At 60.7% G+C, this 16,742-nt stretch carries 17 protein-coding genes; all 17 read right to left on the bottom strand.

Annotated features, from left to right (window positions below; genetic code table 11):
- Window positions 1-22: 22 nt before the first annotated feature.
- The 17 genes from AUC60_RS19215 to AUC60_RS19295 all read right to left on the bottom strand — a co-directional run bounded on the left by AUC60_RS19215 (window position 23) and on the right by AUC60_RS19295 (window position 16,740).
- Window positions 23-1,249: a beta-ketoacyl-ACP synthase gene (locus AUC60_RS19215; protein WP_087271170.1), complete on the bottom strand. Its 1,227-nt coding sequence runs from the start codon at window positions 1,247-1,249 to the stop codon at window positions 23-25.
- Window positions 1,249-1,977 carry a 3-oxoacyl-ACP reductase FabG gene (gene fabG, locus AUC60_RS19220; protein WP_087271173.1) on the bottom strand — a complete coding sequence of 243 codons (729 nt, stop codon included), beginning with the start codon at window positions 1,975-1,977 and terminating at the stop codon, window positions 1,249-1,251. Before fabG ends, AUC60_RS19215 begins: the two co-directional genes overlap by 1 nt.
- Window positions 1,974-2,429, bottom strand: a complete 456-nt coding sequence (locus AUC60_RS19225) for a hotdog family protein (RefSeq protein ID WP_087271176.1) — start codon at window positions 2,427-2,429, stop codon at window positions 1,974-1,976. Before AUC60_RS19225 ends, fabG begins: the two co-directional genes overlap by 4 nt.
- On the bottom strand, window positions 2,426-3,622 hold the full coding sequence (locus AUC60_RS19230; RefSeq protein WP_087271179.1) for a beta-ketoacyl-[acyl-carrier-protein] synthase family protein: 1,197 nt from the start codon (window positions 3,620-3,622) through the stop codon (window positions 2,426-2,428). The genes AUC60_RS19225 and AUC60_RS19230 overlap by 4 nt, the downstream gene beginning before the upstream one ends.
- Window positions 3,619-4,116, bottom strand: a complete 498-nt coding sequence (locus AUC60_RS19235; RefSeq protein WP_087271182.1) for a DUF3261 domain-containing protein — start codon at window positions 4,114-4,116, stop codon at window positions 3,619-3,621. The genes AUC60_RS19230 and AUC60_RS19235 overlap by 4 nt, the downstream gene beginning before the upstream one ends.
- Window positions 4,113-4,847, bottom strand: coding sequence for a class I SAM-dependent methyltransferase (locus AUC60_RS19240; RefSeq protein WP_087271185.1), 735 nt, complete (start codon window positions 4,845-4,847; stop codon window positions 4,113-4,115). Before AUC60_RS19240 ends, AUC60_RS19235 begins: the two co-directional genes overlap by 4 nt.
- Window positions 4,844-6,088: an NAD(P)/FAD-dependent oxidoreductase gene (locus AUC60_RS19245; RefSeq protein WP_087271188.1), complete on the bottom strand. Its 1,245-nt coding sequence runs from the start codon at window positions 6,086-6,088 to the stop codon at window positions 4,844-4,846. The genes AUC60_RS19240 and AUC60_RS19245 overlap by 4 nt, the downstream gene beginning before the upstream one ends.
- Window positions 6,075-7,247, bottom strand: a complete 1,173-nt coding sequence (locus AUC60_RS19250; RefSeq protein ID WP_087271190.1) for a cation:proton antiporter — start codon at window positions 7,245-7,247, stop codon at window positions 6,075-6,077. The genes AUC60_RS19245 and AUC60_RS19250 overlap by 14 nt, the downstream gene beginning before the upstream one ends.
- Window positions 7,244-9,598 carry an MMPL family transporter gene (locus tag AUC60_RS19255; protein WP_087271193.1) on the bottom strand — a complete coding sequence of 785 codons (2,355 nt, stop codon included), beginning with the start codon at window positions 9,596-9,598 and terminating at the stop codon, window positions 7,244-7,246. Before AUC60_RS19255 ends, AUC60_RS19250 begins: the two co-directional genes overlap by 4 nt.
- Window positions 9,570-10,145: an outer membrane lipoprotein carrier protein LolA gene (locus AUC60_RS19260; protein WP_087271198.1), complete on the bottom strand. Its 576-nt coding sequence runs from the start codon at window positions 10,143-10,145 to the stop codon at window positions 9,570-9,572. The genes AUC60_RS19255 and AUC60_RS19260 overlap by 29 nt, the downstream gene beginning before the upstream one ends.
- 134 nt (window positions 10,146-10,279) lie before the next feature.
- Window positions 10,280-10,705 carry an acyl-CoA thioesterase gene (locus AUC60_RS19265; RefSeq protein WP_087271201.1) on the bottom strand — a complete coding sequence of 142 codons (426 nt, stop codon included), beginning with the start codon at window positions 10,703-10,705 and terminating at the stop codon, window positions 10,280-10,282.
- On the bottom strand, window positions 10,695-12,242 hold the full coding sequence (locus AUC60_RS19270; RefSeq protein WP_087271203.1) for an HAL/PAL/TAL family ammonia-lyase: 1,548 nt from the start codon (window positions 12,240-12,242) through the stop codon (window positions 10,695-10,697). Before AUC60_RS19270 ends, AUC60_RS19265 begins: the two co-directional genes overlap by 11 nt.
- The gene (locus tag AUC60_RS19275) at window positions 12,223-13,155 is read right to left on the bottom strand and encodes an LpxL/LpxP family acyltransferase (protein WP_087271206.1); all 933 of its coding nucleotides are present in this window, start codon (window positions 13,153-13,155) and stop codon (window positions 12,223-12,225) included. The genes AUC60_RS19270 and AUC60_RS19275 overlap by 20 nt, the downstream gene beginning before the upstream one ends.
- A gap of 106 nt (window positions 13,156-13,261) precedes the next feature.
- On the bottom strand, window positions 13,262-13,996 hold the full coding sequence (locus AUC60_RS19280) for a glycosyltransferase family 2 protein (protein WP_087271210.1): 735 nt from the start codon (window positions 13,994-13,996) through the stop codon (window positions 13,262-13,264).
- Window positions 13,997-14,244: 248 nt separating this feature from the next.
- Window positions 14,245-15,924, bottom strand: coding sequence for an ApeI family dehydratase (locus tag AUC60_RS19285; protein ID WP_405623985.1), 1,680 nt, complete (start codon window positions 15,922-15,924; stop codon window positions 14,245-14,247).
- A 19-nt stretch (window positions 15,925-15,943) separates the two neighbouring features.
- On the bottom strand, window positions 15,944-16,489 hold the full coding sequence (locus AUC60_RS19290) for a COG4648 family protein (RefSeq protein ID WP_087271215.1): 546 nt from the start codon (window positions 16,487-16,489) through the stop codon (window positions 15,944-15,946).
- The gene (locus AUC60_RS19295) at window positions 16,486-16,740 is read right to left on the bottom strand and encodes an acyl carrier protein (RefSeq protein WP_087271218.1); all 255 of its coding nucleotides are present in this window, start codon (window positions 16,738-16,740) and stop codon (window positions 16,486-16,488) included. The genes AUC60_RS19290 and AUC60_RS19295 overlap by 4 nt, the downstream gene beginning before the upstream one ends.
- Window positions 16,741-16,742: the final 2 nt, after the last annotated feature.

Consider the following 16,742-nt stretch of genomic DNA (forward strand, 5'->3'; position numbering starts at 1 on the left):
TCCTTGAGACTAGGTAAAAGGGTCAGGACCAGCGGCGGAAAATCAACGACGTGTTGACCCCACCAAAAGCGAAGTTGTTGTTCATCACGTATTCGTGGCTCATCTGCCGAGGCTCGCCGCGCAGGTAATCCAGGTCGCCGCACTGTGGGTCGATCTCGTTCAGGTTCAGCGTATGGATGTAACGGTCGCGATTGAGCATCTCGATGCAGAACCAGGACTCCAGCGCACCGCATGCGCCCAGGGTGTGGCCCAGAAAGCTTTTCTGCGAACTGATCGGCATGCGTGAGCCAAACAGACTGCTGGTGGCGAGGGTTTCAGCGATGTCGCCTTGCTCGGTTGCGGTGCCGTGACCGTTGACGTAGCCGATGGCTTCAGGCGGCAGGTTGGCGTCTTCCAGCGCCAGCTCCATGGCGCGGCGCATGGTCGCCTGTTCAGGGCGGGTGCTGTGCGCGCCGTCGGCGTTGCTGCCGAAACCCACCAGCTCTGCATGAATGTGCGCGCCACGGGCCAGTGCGTGCTCCAGTTCTTCCAGCACCAGCATGCCGCCGCCTTCGCCGATCACCAGGCCGTCACGTCGGGTGTCATACGGGCGCGGGCTGGTGTGGGGCGCGTCGTTTTTCAGGCTGGTGGCATACAGCGCATCGAAGACCATGGCTTCGGTAGGGCACAGTTCTTCCGCGCCCCCGGCCAGCATCAGCGGCAAGCGGCCGAACTTGATTGCCTCATAGGCATAACCGATGCCCTGGCTGCCGCTGGTGCAGGCGCTGGACGTCGGGATCAGACGACCGGTCAGCCCGAAGAAAATGCTGATATTGGCCGCCGTGGTGTGCGGCATCATCCGCACGTAAGAGTTGGCGTTGAGCCCAACGGCCACCGAGTTGAGCAGCATGTTGCCGAAGGCTTTTACATCTTCGGTGCTGCCCGTGGATGAGCCGCAGGCGGTGCCCATGCGCCCGTCACGGATGATGGGGTCATTGAGCAGGCCCGCACCTATCAAGGCCTGTTCGGCCGCGCCCACTGCCAGACGCGAGACCCGGCCCATGCTGCGCAGTTGTTTGCGGGTCCAGTGCGACGGCACGGCGAAATCATCGATAGGGCCCGCCAGCCGCGTGTTCAGCTCGGTGAAGCGATCCCATTCGTCCATGCGCCGAATGCCGCTGCGGTTGGCGTTGAAGTTGGCTTCAACGCTCGCCCAGTCGCTGCCCAGTGAAGTAATACCGGCCATGCCGGTGACGACGACGCGCTTCATCAGCACAGGCCTCCGTTGACGGCCAGTACCTGGCGAGTGATATACGCGGCTTCGGCGGACATCAGGAAATTCACCGCACCAGCGACTTCTTCAGGGGTGCCCATGCGCTGTGCGGGGATCATCTTCATCAATTCATCCACAGGAACATTTTCGTCGAGCATGGCGGTATCGATCAGACCGGGCGCGACGCAGTTGACGGTGATCTTGCGCTTGCCCAACTCGATGGCCAGCGCCTTGGCGGCACCGATCACGCCCGCTTTGGACGCGCTGTAATTGACTTGGCCACGGTTGCCGATCAGGCCTGAAACCGAGGTGATGCACACGATGCGACCGGCCGCACGACGACGGATCATCGGCATCATTACCGGGTGCAGCACGTTATAGAAGCCATCGAGGTTGGTTCTGAGCACCACGTCCCAATCATCGTCGCTGAGCGCCGGGAAGGCGCCGTCACGCGTCAGTCCGGCGTTGAGCACCACACCGTAATAGGCACCGTGGGTTTCCACATCCGCTTCCAGAATGGCTTTGCAGGTTTCGCGGTCAGCCACGTCGAATTGCAGGATCCGCGCCTGACGGCCCAAGGCGACGATTTCGGCCTGGACAGCTTCGGCTTCGGTGCGTCCACTGCGGCAATGCAGGATCAGGTCGAAGCCTGCTTGCGCCAGTCGTAGCGCAATGGCGCGGCCGATGCCACGGCTGGAGCCGGTGACCAGTATCGAGTCAGTCATGTGCCGGCTCCTTCGTTCAGGTATTGATCGGGGTTGGGCGGGCAGTACACGCTGAGGCGGGCAAACGCTTCAATGGCCGGGCCGGTCAGGCGACACTCGAAAACACCCATGCCGTTGTCGTCCTGCAGCGAGCGCAGGGCGTGGATGGTCAATTCACTGCCCGCGGGAAAGTGTTCCACGTTGCATTCGAACTTGCGACTGCCGAGCAGAAAGCCCAGTACTACCGGTTCACCTTGAGTACGAGCCTTACAGCCTGCGTAGGCGGCGACACTCTGAGCCATCAGCTCGATGCCCACCCAGGCGGGCATGTTGCCTTTGGCGTCATTGAGCAGTCCACCGGGTGTGACAGTCAGGCGAGTGTGAATCTGTTCTTCGTCGAACGACAGCACCTCATCGATGAGGATCATGTCGCCGGCATGGGGCAGCAGTTCTGCGAGCGGCCAGGCAATCATGAGGCGTCTCCGATAATCAGGCTGATGTTGTTGCCGCCGAAGGCAAACGAGTTGCTCATCAGGTAGCGCTTTGGCGTTTGTGCCAGGCGAGTCTGCGCGTTAGTCCACTGCAAAGGCGGCAGCAGCGGGTCTGCTTCGCCATCCCAGGTGTGAGGCGGCAGCGCGTGGTCAGTGTTTTCCGGTGCCAGGCTCAGCCAGCAGAACGCTGCTTCCAGCGCACCCGCTGCGCCCAGCGTGTGGCCGGTCATGGGTTTGGTCGAAGAGCAGGGCACGCCGTCAGGGAAAATAGCGTTCACGGCCAGGCTTTCCATGGCGTCGTTGTGAGGCGTGGCCGTGCCGTGCAAGTTCAGGTAACCGATCTGCGTCGCAGCAAGCCCGGCATTGTCCAGCGCTTGTTGCATGGCTTCACGTGCTCCGCGACCGCTCGGTTCGGGAGCGGAAATATGGTGCGCGTCGCACGTTGCGCCCGCACCCAGTAACGCAATCGAATGCTCGCCGCTGGCTTCGCGGGTCATCAGAAACAACACCGCAGCCTCGCCGATATTGATCCCGTCACGATTGCGCGAAAACGGGTTGCAGCGCTGTTGCGAAACCGCTTCCAGCGCCGAGAAACCGTTCAGGGTAAGTTTGCACAGCGTGTCGACACCGCCGCACAGCACCGCATCGCACAGGCCCATGTCCAAGGCGCGTCGGGCACTGAGCAGGGCGCGGGCGCTGGACGTGCAGGCAGTGGAAATCACGTAGGAAGGGCCGCTCAGCTCCAGCCACTCCGAAAGGAAATTGGCCGCTGCACCCAGCTCTTGTTGCTGATAGTGGTAATCAGCAGGGAACTGCTGGCTGCTCAACCATGCGCCAATGCCACGCCCGGCTTCGTCGATGCCCGACGTGCTGGTGCCCAGAATCACCCCTATACGATGAGTGCCATAACGCGTGATGGCCTCACGGATATCCGGCTCGATCTGCAGGGCAGCCGCCAGCAACAGCTGATTGTTGCGGCTTTTGTGGGAGGCCAAAGCAGAGGGGATTTGCGGCAATTCTGTTTTGACTGCACCCACCGGCAAAATGCGATCCGGCACCCAGCCGCTTTCTGCAACCATGCCTGACGTGTCGGCGGCAAATAGCCTGCGTGCGACTTCTTCACGGCCACTGCCCAGGGAGCAAATCAGGCCCAGTGCGTTCAGGTAGGCGTTCACTGCAGGGCCTCACTGTTCAGCGGGCTGATGCCATAGTTGATCCTGCCGTCTTTGCCGGTGAGGACGACCAGCCTGAAGGTGTCGGCGCTGCTGTATTCCACGCCCCATCGTTCATTGAAAATGCGTTGCGTACCTCGGCGCTGAGCCGTCGGATAGTTGCGCCCCAACTCGTTGTCCGGGGTCAGGGCGAATAGCAGCGCCGCGAACAGTTCCCGGGCTTCGGCATTGGGCGGTAACAGGCCGTCGGCTTGCCACTGGCCGTTGATCAATTGCTGGCGGGCAAGGGGAATGCCCAGCGGGTCCATCAGTGACCAGCGCAATCCGCTGGCTTCCTGCTGAATCACCAGTAACCAGTCCTGACGCTGATCAGCCTGCTGGCGCTGGATGTGCAATTGCATAGGCAGCTGCAGCTCGGGGACCGAAACAGGCAGCGGGGCCTGGCTGGCACACGCCGTGAGCAGCAGGGCACAGGCAATCAGCAATGCGCGAATCATGTTCTTTCACCCTCGAAAGGTTTGCGCGCCACCACATTGACCAAGGTTTCCTCGCGTTGGCCAACAGGCGCTGGCTTGCGCAGCTTCAGACGTTCCAGCAAACCGAAATCAGTGGAGCGGCTCCACCAAAGATACGGGTAAGACACGTTCTGCGCACCAAACTCAAAGCCCTGATCGCGGAGCATTTGCAGGTACTGCTCAGCACTTTTCTGCACATGCATCGGGTGGCGGAACAGCCAGCGGATCACCCAGGTGTCGATATAGGCTTCGGTGGATTCAGCGAACAACAAATAACCGCCGGGTTTGAGCACCCGATAGAACTCGGCGAGAGCCTGTTCCTGTTCGACCAGGTGGTGGAATGTCTGGTGGCAGAACAGGATATCGACGCTGGCGTCGGCCAGTTTCAGGGCTGCGCAGTCGCTGCCGATCAGTTCGACATCGATGCCTTGAAGCCGGGCTTCAGTGCGGCTCATGGTCAGGCTTTCAGGATCAGCGTCCACACCTAACAGGCGTGATGGCGCAAACACTTCACACAGGCGCTTGAAAGACTTGCCCTGACCGCAACCCGCGTCGAGCAGTACTGGCTGGCTTGGCGGTGCGCCGTCAAACAGGCTGCGCAGATCGTCGATCGCCACCCGCAACACGCGGTGTTGCCAGGTATGGCTACGAAGGAACCACAAACCGAAACGGGTTTCTTCGACGTATTTGTCGCTCAGGAACGGCCCGCTCATTGAGCTGTACTCGCGCAGATTTCCGAGAGCATGCGCAGGCGGCGCTTGGGCTCGGCAACAAACGGGTTAAGCGGGTCCCAGGCATATCCGGCCAGAATCGCGCTGATCATGCGGCGGATATCCCGAGTGCTTTCCGGGTAGAAAATCACATCCTGGAAAGTGCCCTCGTACCAGCCTTCAACGTAGGCGCGGAAGGTGTCTACGCCACGCTTGAGCGGTGTGGCGAATTCAGCCTGCCAGTCGACCGTTTCACCTTGCAGTTGGCGATGCAGAACCCCCGCCGCCATGCTCGCCGAACGCATGGCAATGGTCACGCCGGAGGAGAACACCGGGTCGAGGAATTCAGCCGCATTGCCCAGTAGCGCAAAGCCCGGACCGTGCAGGGTTTTGACGTTGGCCGAGTAACCGCCGATGGTGCGCGCCGGAGTGTCCCAGACGGCGTTTTTGAGCAGTTCCTTGAGATGCGGCGTTTCGTCGACGAACTCGCGCAGGCAGGCGTCGAGGTCTTCGGGTTTGTCCTTGAAACGTTCGGACGCAGCGACGACACCCATGGAGCAGCGGCCGTTGCTGAACGGGATCGACCAGAACCACACATCGCGCATTTCAGGGTGAATGCTGACGAGGATTTTCTCGCGGTCAAAGGACTCCGGGAAGTGATCCTCAACGTGGGTGAACACCGCCTGACGCACCGGAAAATTCGACGGTGCTTCCAGGTCCAGCAAGCGCGGCAGCACGCGACCATAGCCGCTGGCGTCCAGCACGAACTGCGCCTGTATCTGATACTCGCTACCGTCTTCGCGACGTACGCTCAAGACCGGTTGCGGGCTGTTGAAATCGCCCGCGATGATCTCTTGCTGATAGCGGATTTCCACGCCCTGCAATTCAGCCTGATCGGCCAACAGTTTGTCGAACTCACCGCGTTGTACCTGGAAGGTCGATGGCTGGCCTTCGCTGAAGGTGTCGCCGAAGTCGAATGCGCTGTACTGATCGCGCCACGCAAAGGCTGCACCATTTTTCTTCTGAAAGCCTGCGGCCTTTACGGCGTCGAGCATGCCGGCCTCTTCGACGAAGTCCAGGCAGTGGGACAGCAGGCTTTCACCAATGGAGAAACGCGGGAATTGCTGGCGCTCAATGATCAGCACGTCATGCCCGTTACGCTTGAGCAGAACAGCGGCGATCGCACCGGCGGGACCTGCTCCAATCACGACGACTGTCCGGCTTTCCCTATCAGTTACTGACATATGACTTCCTTACTGGATCGACAGCGTTTACGGGTGGCTGCACCGGTGCGCGGCCCATGCCCAGCAACGCTGGCATCAGGGTCGCGAGCAGGCTCATCAGCATCAGCGCGAAGTACAGCGCCGGGTTGATCAGTTGTTGTTGCAGCAGCATATTGAGAAAGACGATTTCGCTCAGGCCGCGAATATTCAGCAGCACGCTTTCACGCCAGCGGCTGGCACCGGCAAACGACGGCGTTGCCCAGCTCAACCCGAGCCAGTTGCCGAGCATCTTGCTGGCAATCGGCAGCAGAATCAGCGCACCGAGCTGTACCCAACCGAGGCTGCCCATGGCGCTATGCACGTTGATCTGCACGATGCCGAAAGTCAGGATCAGCGGGATCGCCAGCCAGGTTTGCAGGTGCATGAACCATTCGCGCCTGATCGGCAGCACCCATGGCTGTTTGAGTCGGGCCATGCACAGCAGATAGCCGATGCCGAAAATCAGCGCGTTGAGCTTGTAGTGCTCGGCCACCATCAGCAGGGCAAAGAACGTGAGGCTGTAAACCAGCGGCTGGCCCAGTTGCAGAACACGTAGCAGCAAAGGCACGCACGCGCCGAGCAGCGGCAGTAAAAGGCTATTGATGTTCAGGCTGCCTTGGGCGATGCCAAACAGGCTCCAGCACATCAGGTCGATAAGGATTGCGGTCTGCACCAGACGCCGGGTCGCCTCTGGCGGATAGTCGATATGGCGCAGGTACAGGTACAGCACCGGTATTGCCGTAATCGCGAATACCAGGCCGAGAGCCAGTGAACTGATCCACGGCTGTGCGGGTAGAAACCAGAAGGCGCAACTCAGCCCGGCCAGAAATGGCACAGCAAAACTAGGCAGTGCGACTTTCAGGCTTTGGCGATCCATCTTTACGTCGATAACGTCGCTGAGGATGTGCCCCAACACGATGGCGAAACTCAGGCCATACAAGGTCTTTAGCCAGACTGGCGACACTAGCTGTGCACCGCTCAGTTGCCAGTGCGGTTCCACCCAGAACAGCATGATCAGCGGCAGGGCGAAGGTCGCCAGTAGCAACTGGCTGACGATGGGAATCAAGCCGAAACGGCGTCCCAGATGCGTCGCGACTGCAAACATCAGTAAGGCCATCAACCAGAACAGCGCGGTCATCATGAATGAGCCTCGCTTTCAGTTGCAGGCTTGGCCTTTCGAGAGGCAGCCCACGGTGCGAGCATGAAGCTGAACGCCAGTCCGAGGCTCACCGACAGGCCAAAGTTGCTGATGGCGGGCGTGCTGGAAACGGCCAGCAAACCGAACGATAACCAGGTGGTGACGGCGGCGAGCAAGGTACCCAGCAAACTCACTGCGGCACCACCAATCTGTTCGCGCATCAGGATTGCGTAGTCAACACTGATCGCGGTCACCAGTAACAGGCCGAACAGGCTGAACAACGTCAGCGGCTGACCGAGCCAACCCAGGCTGGCAAGGCTGCATAGCGCGGCGAGCAACGGTAGCGCGACGATGCGCAGCGCACCGCCGAATCCGAACGGCGCAATCAGCAACAGCACGATCAACACGCAGGACGCCAGTTTCAATTCTGCGGCGCTGATCTGGGTGGCGGCAAAGACAGTGTTAAGTTGTCCCAGGCGATCCACCAACCGCACGCCCGGCAAGTCCTGAGCTTGCAAACGCAGCAAGGCGGCGTTGTTCAAACCTTGCAGGCTGACCATGCCAGCGACACCGTTCTTGCTTGCGCCCAGCCATAGCACTCGCCATGGCTCGCCGAGTGGTCCGGCCAGTGCCGCGTCGATGTCGGTGACCGGCAACGCCTGCAGTTGATTCAGTTCAGCTTGCAGCGCGCTGGCGGGAACGCCGAGCTCAACCAGCGTTTGCCAGTGCTCAGGCAAGGTGCTCAGGGCTTTGCGAACGGCGTCTTGTTCGGAAGGGGGCGCGACCAACTGGTTCAACGCCAGATAACCGTTCAGTTCGTCCAGATTGACCAGTTGATCGAGACGTTGTGTCAGTGCCGTCTGACGCTCCAGCAATTCTTGCTGGTCTTTGCCCTCGACCAGAAAGAACTGGCTGGTGGGCTGGTAACCCGTGATCTTCGCAATGGTCTGCGCTTGCGCGGTAAGTTGCGGCGGCGCCGAGATCCATTGGCGGATGTCATTCTTGGTGGTCAGTTGCCACAGTCCTGCTGCGCAGAACAGCACCAGCAACGTCAGCAGAATGGGCGTGCCGACCCGTTGCAGCAGGGTTTCGCGCCAGCCCAACAAGCGATCAGCCAGACGCAAAGGCCATTGAGCCGGGTTCAATTCAGTGCTGTTGAGCAGCGCGGGCAACAGGCAAACGGCAGTGAGGTAAGCGCCGATCAGGCCCGCCGCAGAGAACACGGCGATTTGTGTCAGCGCCGGGAAAGGCGTCCAGGCCAACGCCAGGTATCCGATGCAACTGGTCGCCAGGCTCAGACTCAGGCCCGGCAGCGTCAGGCGCAGGGCAGGCCAGCTGCGCCAGGGTTTCAGGCTCCAGCTTTTGGACAGGTAATGCAGCGGGTAGTCCACCGCTACGCCAATCAGGCTGGAACCCAGTACCAGTGTCATCACGTGCATATGACCGAAGAGCGCGACGCAGGCGACGGCGCCAAACAGCATGCCTACCAGCACCGGCACGAACGCCAGCAACACGCGCCAGCGGCGGAAAGCCAGCAACAGCAACAGCAAAATACCCGCTGTTGCACCACCGCCGACCCAGGTGATTTCCCGGCTGGCCTGACGCTGGCCGTCGGCCGCATACAGCAGGCCGCTGGCTGCCAGTAACTGCCCATCGGCCTGCGCAGCCTGTTGGCGGGCCGCGCTGAGCAAGTCGGCGACGCGCAGCGGCAAGTGCATGTCGAACGCATCGCCGTTTGTGCGGGCTCGCAGCAGTACCCAGTTTTTGCCATCGGCGTTGGCGATTAGCGCCCCGGTGCCGATATCCGGCCGCACGGCGCCGTGTTGCGGCATGCCGCTCTGAATACGTCCGGTCAGGCCCAGCCAGTCATCCTGGCTGGGCACCAGGCTGAAGCCGCTGAATGGGTCGAACAGGCTTTGCACGCGTTGTTGAATAAAGGCCTGCGGGTTGTCGATCAATTGTGTCCGGTCTGCCGTTGGCAGCATCGCCAGTCGACCTTGCAGTAGTTGGGTGCGCAGCGCAGGCAGATCGGCTTGCAGGCTCCATTGGACCTTGTCGAACAGACCGCTGGCCTGCCATTGCTCTCCCAATTCTTGGGCCAGTTTGATGGCTTGCTGCTGATCGGTGTGGCCGACCAACACCAGCATTTCGCGGTTCAGTGGTTCTTGCATGCGCTGTTCGGCGCGCAGTTCCAAAGGGTCGGGGCTGCTACCGGGGACCAGCTCCATCAGGTTGGCTGACAGCGGCGCACCGTCGCGCCATTGCCAGCCCGCGAGAGCCAGCACCGCCAACAGGATGATCAGGAACAGGCGCGGCAACAGGCGTTCAATTCGCAAAATCAGTACGCTCCGCATCGCTCAAGGCTGGCACGCTCTGGCTGTCGACCATCTTCAACAGTGTGCTGTCACCTTGGGTTTCCAGCAGTTCGATACGCTGCACCAATTCCCCGCCGTCGATATTGATCTGCTTGAACACCTGTTGCAGCAACAGCGAACGCGGGGTCAATGTCAGTTGCCAGGCTTTGGCATCGCCTTTGAGCTGCAATTCGAAGTCGCGCTGCAGGCCGCTGCTGTCACCCTGCAACACGGCAAGGAACAGTCGGTTCTGTTCAGCTCCGGCGCTCTTGTTGGGCAGCAATTGCCAGCCATTGGCTGCGTCACGGCGGGCAATGCCAGCCGGGGTGATGCGGTAATCCTGTTTGAGCGGCGTATCCAGCAGCCACAGCAGACCGAACTCCTTGGCCAGTACAAAACGGCCTTTGCTGATCAATGGAGTTGGCAGGGCGCGCAGGTGTTTTTCCTGGATGAAATTGCCGCGTACCACGACCGGTTTTGCCAGTTGATCGCTTAGTTGCTGTAGGTCAAAAGCCTGGGCCGGTGGTGACAGGCACAGCAGCGCCATAAGGCAAAGCCCTGAAATGCTTTTCCTGTAGGAGCTCACGAGCACCGCGAGGCAGCGATGGCGGAAGGTCAGGCAGACCACTATCGCTGCCTCGCGGTGCTCGTGAGCTCCTACAGGTGTTGGGGTTGCTGTATTCATGGCAACACCCTCTCAACCGCATCAGTGAAGGCTTTCGGCGACGCCAGCTGCATTTCGCGGGTTTCGATGGCCACTGCCACCTGAATCGAGCTGGCGCGGGTCATGCGTTCGCCGGTCTCGGCGTCGGTGATCAGGTAATTAATCTTCAAGCGGTTCTCCCACTCCACAAGGCTGGCGCGCACGATCAGCCGTTGGCCGAATACCGCGCCGCGCACGTAGCGCAACTGGATGTCGATCACCGGCCAGCCGTAGCCGGATTCGAGCATCTGCGTGTAGTTGTGGCCGATATGGTCCAGCAAGGCGCAGCGGGCGACTTCCAGGTACTTGATGTAATGGCCGTGCCAAACGATGTTCATCGAGTCGACGTCAAAAAAGGGCACCAGAATTTCGGTGTCGACATCGATTACGCCTTTACTGCGCATGCAACCTCCAGTGGCGATCAGCGATGCGCTGCAGGCACAGACGCAGTTCACCTTCCAGCGCACGGTCTTCAATCACCGGCGGGAAATCAGCGGCCAGTTGTTCGTGCATGGCTGCCAGCGCTGGTGGTAGAGGGCGCGCATCAGCGGCCTTACTGCGCAGCCAGACGCCCTGATTCGCGGCGATCAATGTGGCGGCTGCCACTTGCTCGGTCAGCTCCAGCACGCGAATGGCGTCCCGGGCGGCGATGGTGCCCATGCTGACTTTGTCCTGATTGTGGCACTCGGTAGAACGCGAGAACACGCTGGCTGGCATGGTGTTCTTCAAGGCTTCGGCGGTCCAGGCGCTGGTGCCGATCTGCACGGCCTTGAAGCCATGGTTGATCATCGCCCGGTCCGCTGGCGCACCCGACAAATTGCTCGGCAACCCGTGGTTGTAGCGTTCATCTACCAGCAGCGCGAGCTGGCGATCAAGCAGATCGGCGACGTTGGCGACGAGGTTTTTCAGGCTGTCCATGGCGAACGCAATGTGGCCGCCGTAGAAATGCCCGCCGTGCAGCACGCGTTCGGCTTCGGCGTCGATGATCGGATTGTCGTTGGCGCTATTCAATTCAATTTCGATGAACGAACGCAGCCAGTTCAAGCTGTCGGCCAGTACGCCCAGCACGTGGGGGGCGCAGCGCAGCGAGTAGCGATCCTGCAAACGATGCAGTGGCGCGGTTGGTGCGTCGATGGCCAGATCCTTGCGCAACCAGGCCGCCACTTGCATCTGGCCCGGATGAGGCTTGGCAGCAAACAGGCGTTCGTCGAAATGCTCAGGGTTGCCTTGCAGCGCAACGACGTTCATCGCGGTGATACGCGTTGCCAGTTGCAGCAGGTAATCAGCGCGGGCAAAGGCCAGGCACGCCAGACCGGTCATCACCGCTGTGCCGTTCATCAAGGCCAGGGCCTCTTTGGGGCGCAACACCAACGGGTCCCAGCCCAGCTCGCGATGCACGTCGCTGGACTGACGGCGTTCGCCGCGGAACATGACTTCGCGCTCGCCGGACAAGGTCGCCGCGACGTAAGACAGCGGCGTCAGATCGCCGCTGGCACCCACCGAGCCTTCTTCCGGAATCAGCGGCAATACGTCCTGATCAAGAAATGCCTGCAGCCGCTCCAGCAGTTCAATGCGAACCCCGGAAACGCCGTGGCACAACGACTGCAAACGCGCCGCCAGTACCGCACGAGTGGCTTGGGCATCGAGCAGTTTGCCCAGCCCACAACCGTGAAACGTGTACAGGTGACGTGGCAAGGCTTCCACATGCTGCAGCGGTACAGCCACCACGCAGGAATCACCGTAACCGGTAGTCACGCCGTAGATCACGCCTTCCTTGTCCAGCAGCGAATCGAGGAACTGCGCGCCTTTGGCGATGCGCTGACGGTAGGCGCTGTCGCTTTGCAGGACCGTAGGGACTTGGCGATTAGCCAGGGCCAGCACGTCTTCGATCTGCAACGCACGCTCGCCGAAGGTGACCGGCTCAGGAACTTGATTCGTCATCGGACTTCCAGAAAGGGTAGAAATTGAACCACTGCTGCGGGGCTTGCAGGCTGTAGTGGGCGAGGCGGTCGGCATAGCGCTGAGCGTGATCGGCAATGACTTGTTGCCGGTCGCTGCGCCGCCATTCGACGGTATTGGCGAAAGGCTCAAGCGTCACTTGATAACCGCTTGGGCGCTTGAGGCAGAAAATCAGATTGATCGGGCATTTCAGCAGTCCGGCCAGCAGCCACGGGCCTTGGGGGAACGCAGCCTTGGCTCCGAGGAAGTCGACCCGTGCATTGCGCCCGCCATGAAGGGCCACTCGGTCACCGGCGATGGCCAGCCATTCGCCTTCATCCAGACGCTGGCTCAGTTGCAGCATGACCGACGGGTCCAGCTCGCTGACCTGAATCAGACGCAGATTGGTCGCGCCGGCTTCACCCAAAAGACGGTTGAAGCGCTCGGCGTGCCGGGTATGGACCAGCACGTTCATGGTGACTTTTTCGCCCAGTTCGGCCAGCGCGCGGCAGACTTCGAGATTGCCCAGATGCGCGCCCACCAGCATCTGGCCGCGTTCGCCACGCAACTGAGTGCGCAACAGGGCCGGGTCAACGATTTCGATCTGCTCCAGGCGCAGCTTGCCGTTCCAGACGTCGAGCTTGTCGAGCAACGAATCAGCAAAGGCCATGAACTGGCCGAACACCCGTTTGTGGGTTGGCATCAGCTCTGGTCTGGCGCTCCACTCGGACAAGCGGCGTTGATATTCCCAGGCACTCTTGCGCGCCTGACGGCCGAACAGGAAGAAATACAGCACGATGCCGTGCAGCACCGGGCTCAGCACCCGACGACCCAGATGGCGTACGCCCCATGCGGTGAGTTTCATCAGCATGAAACTGCCGCGTTCTTCGTGTTTGGCCCAGTGCTTATCGGTCATCGTTGCGTCCCCCTGTAGGTGCGCACGAGCAGCGCGAGGCCGCGGTGGCGGTGTGTGAGGACGAACGCTTGCTCGTGAGTTCCTGCATTTCCTGCCAGCAAACCGATCATGGCAACCACCGTCGCCAGAGGATCAACGGGAAACGTCCCAACATGCCGAAGAACAGCTTGGTGTGCATTTTCGAGATCAATGCGTTGTCGTGGAACATCCGGAAATGCGACAAGCCGTCCTGCGGGTAATGCACTTTGGTCGGCAGCCAGATCATTGGCTGATTGAGCCACGACAGGCGCACGAGGATTTCCGAGTCGAAATCCATCCGCTTGCCCACTTGTACGGTATTGATCAGGTGCAGGACGGGCGCCAGCGGGTAAACCCTGAAACCGCACATCGAATCCTTGATCTGCAAGGACAGGCTGTTGACCCATACCCAGAAATGCGTGAGGTAGCGGGCATACAACCGGCCTTTGGGCACGCTGGCATCGTATTGCGGATAACCGCAGATCAGCGCGTTGGGTTGTTGGCGTGACGTTTCGAGGAAAATGCCGAGATCAGCGAGATTGTGCTGACCGTCAGCATCCACTTGCAGGGCATGGCTGAAACCCAGGCGCTGAGCCTCACGGAAACCCGCCATGACCGCGCCGCCTTTACCTTGATTGATGGGCAATGTGACCAGATAAACGTTATCGCCATGCGCCAGTTCGCGCAGCACTGCAGCGCAAGCCGGGCTGCTGGCGTCGTCTACCAGGACACACGGCAAACCGGCCGCGAGCACCGCTTCAAGCACCGCAGGTACCGCCAGCTCATGGTCGAACACCGGGATGATGGCGCAGGGGTTATGCATGCGTAGGTACCTGTTCCCGGGTTATCGAGTGCGCTGGAGACTGTGTGGGAGCGAATGTGCTGAGGCTGGAATCGAGTTCATGGCAGAGAATGAATGTCCTGTAGGAGCTCACGAGCATCGCGAGGCAGCGATGGCGGCTTGGCTGGCACACCGCTTTCGCTGCCTCGCGATGCTCGTGAGCTCCTACAGAACTGATGTTTGCCGCGCGATCATGCAGCGGCAGGGAAGATGCAGCATGGAGCTTCGGGTCAAACATCTCCCACCTCCAGCAATATCCGGCCACTGGAGCACGCTGCGTCGCCGTTGCGGAAGGCGAAGTAGAGTTTGCTGCGTTCTGTGTCGAACCGCAGGGTCAGGCTGATCTGGTCACCGGGGCGGACCAGTTGTTGAAACTTGAGGACTTCCATCCCGGCAAATTTCGGCGGCACGTCCAGCAAGCGCTGACCCAATGCCATTGCCCAGTTCACCTGAACCACGCCCGGTAACACCGGGACCTTCGGAAAGTGTCCGCTGAAGTACGCCAGATCCGGCGGCACACTCAATTGCAGATGCCACTCGCCATCAATGTTCTGCTGCTCCAGCACTTCCGGATCGAGTCCGCGGGATGCCATCAATAGGGCTTGAACCTCTGCCTGGGGCAGCTTGCCTTGTGCATTCAACGGCAGCTGTCGCAGCATGCGCCAGCGGCGGGGCAGGGCAATGGCTTCGCAATGACCGCTCAAGTGCTGGCGCAGGGTTTGCGTCAGATTACGTCGTCCTTGATTGCGCAAGGCATGCAAACCCGCGTCGCTCAGCACCACCAGCGCGCCGAGCGAGGCTCGATTTTCCTGCACGACGCCAAGACGCGCTTCACTGACCCATTCATGGCTGACCAGTGCTTGCTCCAGCAGCGGCAGGGAAATGCGTTTTTCTTCGAGCTTGACGATGCGATCCAGTCGGCCGATCAATTCAAAACGGCCGTCATCGGTCATGCGAACTGCGTCCGCAGTTTGCTCGACGTGGCCCGGCGGCATGTAGCTCGAACTGATACGCAGGGCACCGTCGGCGTCCTGACCCAGCTCCACGTCAGCGAAGGCTTGCCACAGGTCCTGACCTTGACGCCAGGCGATGCCACCGGTTTCCGAACTGCCAAGGATCTCAGTCGGCCATTGGCCCAAGCGCTGGTGAAGGCTGGCGGCTGCGTCAGCAGGCAGTGCGCCACCGGAGGAAAATACCCGACGTACTTTACCCAGGCTTGGCCAGTCGAGGTTGTCGCCCATGCGCTTGAGCAGCGCGGGGCTGGCCACCCAGGCAAAATTCGCGAACTCACGACTGGTGCGCTGTAAGTCTTCCGGGAACGGCAGCTGTTTCCGGACGAAGCAACGCCCTGCGCTCAATGGCCACAACACGCGGAACAGCAAGCCATAGATATGCTGAGTCGCCACGCTGCCGATGATGCAGGCCGTGCCCAGCTCTGCGCCCCAGAGTTGCTCCAGTGCATCGACTTCATTGGCCAGTTGACGCAGGCGTTTCTCAATCAGCTTGGGTTCACCGCTGGAGCCGGACGTACACAGGCTCAGGCGGCATTGATCCAGATCCAGCAGTTCGGACGGCAACGGTTCGGCGTGCAGTTCATGCAGCTTGCGATCGCCGGGCAGGTCCGTCAGCCAGGCATCCACATGCCCGGACCAGCGCTCGCGGGTCTGCGCTTGCAGGTCGGCGGGTAGCAATACGCTGACGCCTGCGCGCCAGGCTGCAAACAGCGCAACCGCCAGTTCGCCCGCATCTTCAAGATGCAGCGCCAGGCGCTTGATGCCTCGGGCCCGAAGGCCCGCCGCGACGCTCAACGCCTGCTCGCAGAATTGTGCGTGGTTCAGGCCCTGCGTCAGCTCGCGGGCTGGCTGCGGGGCGAGCAACAGACGCTCGGGTTTTATCCAGTCAACAACCATCCGGTTCATGCATTCCATTTCATGCCGCGCCTCTGACTCGGCGGCGGATCAGCCATTCGCCTGCAAACAGCAGGCCCATCAATCCGTATGAAACAAGCCCGGTGTACAACGCCCACCAGGACAGCGGAGCCCACAGCGTCAAGCCGGCCGCCGTCAGCCCGTTGGCGAGAAAAAACCAGCACCACACGACCGTCACCTTACGGGTGTAGCGAATGGCTTTTTCCGGCAGTTGCGGGTCGCTCAAGCGCGCCAGGCGCTCGACGATCGGCGGCCCATAAATCAGGCTCATGCCAAACAGGCTCAACATCGAAACACTGATCAGCACCGGGTACCAACGTAGCCATTGCGGGCTGCCCAGCAGGCCCAGCAACAGGCAGAAGCCAATGGCGATCAGTGCGGTAATCAGCGTGGCGGGCCGTCGGCCTGCGGTCAGTGCTCGTCCTAGCCACAAGACACCCAACAGCAGTGCGAACTGCCAGGGTGCGAAGTGTTCGGTGCCGTAGTAAACCGCGAATGGGTACAGCACGCCTGCCAGCAACAGACCCAGGCCAATCAGCCGTTTCATTCGGCGTTGTTGGCCAGACGGTAAACCGCCTCGACGACGTCATTGACGGTGCGTACCGCCTTGAATTCTTCGGCAGCGATTTTGGTGCCGGTCTTGCGTTTGATGTGGTCGATCAGGTCCACGGCGTCAATGCTGTCAATTTCCAGATCCTGATAAAGATTGGCTTGCAGAGTGACTCGCTCAGGCTCAAGTTCGAACAGCTCAACCAGCGCATCGCGCAGGATTTCGAAGATGTCTTCACGGGTTTGCATGT

It is taken from the genome of Pseudomonas caspiana (assembly GCF_002158995.1).
GTDB lineage: Bacteria > Pseudomonadota > Gammaproteobacteria > Pseudomonadales > Pseudomonadaceae > Aquipseudomonas > Aquipseudomonas caspiana.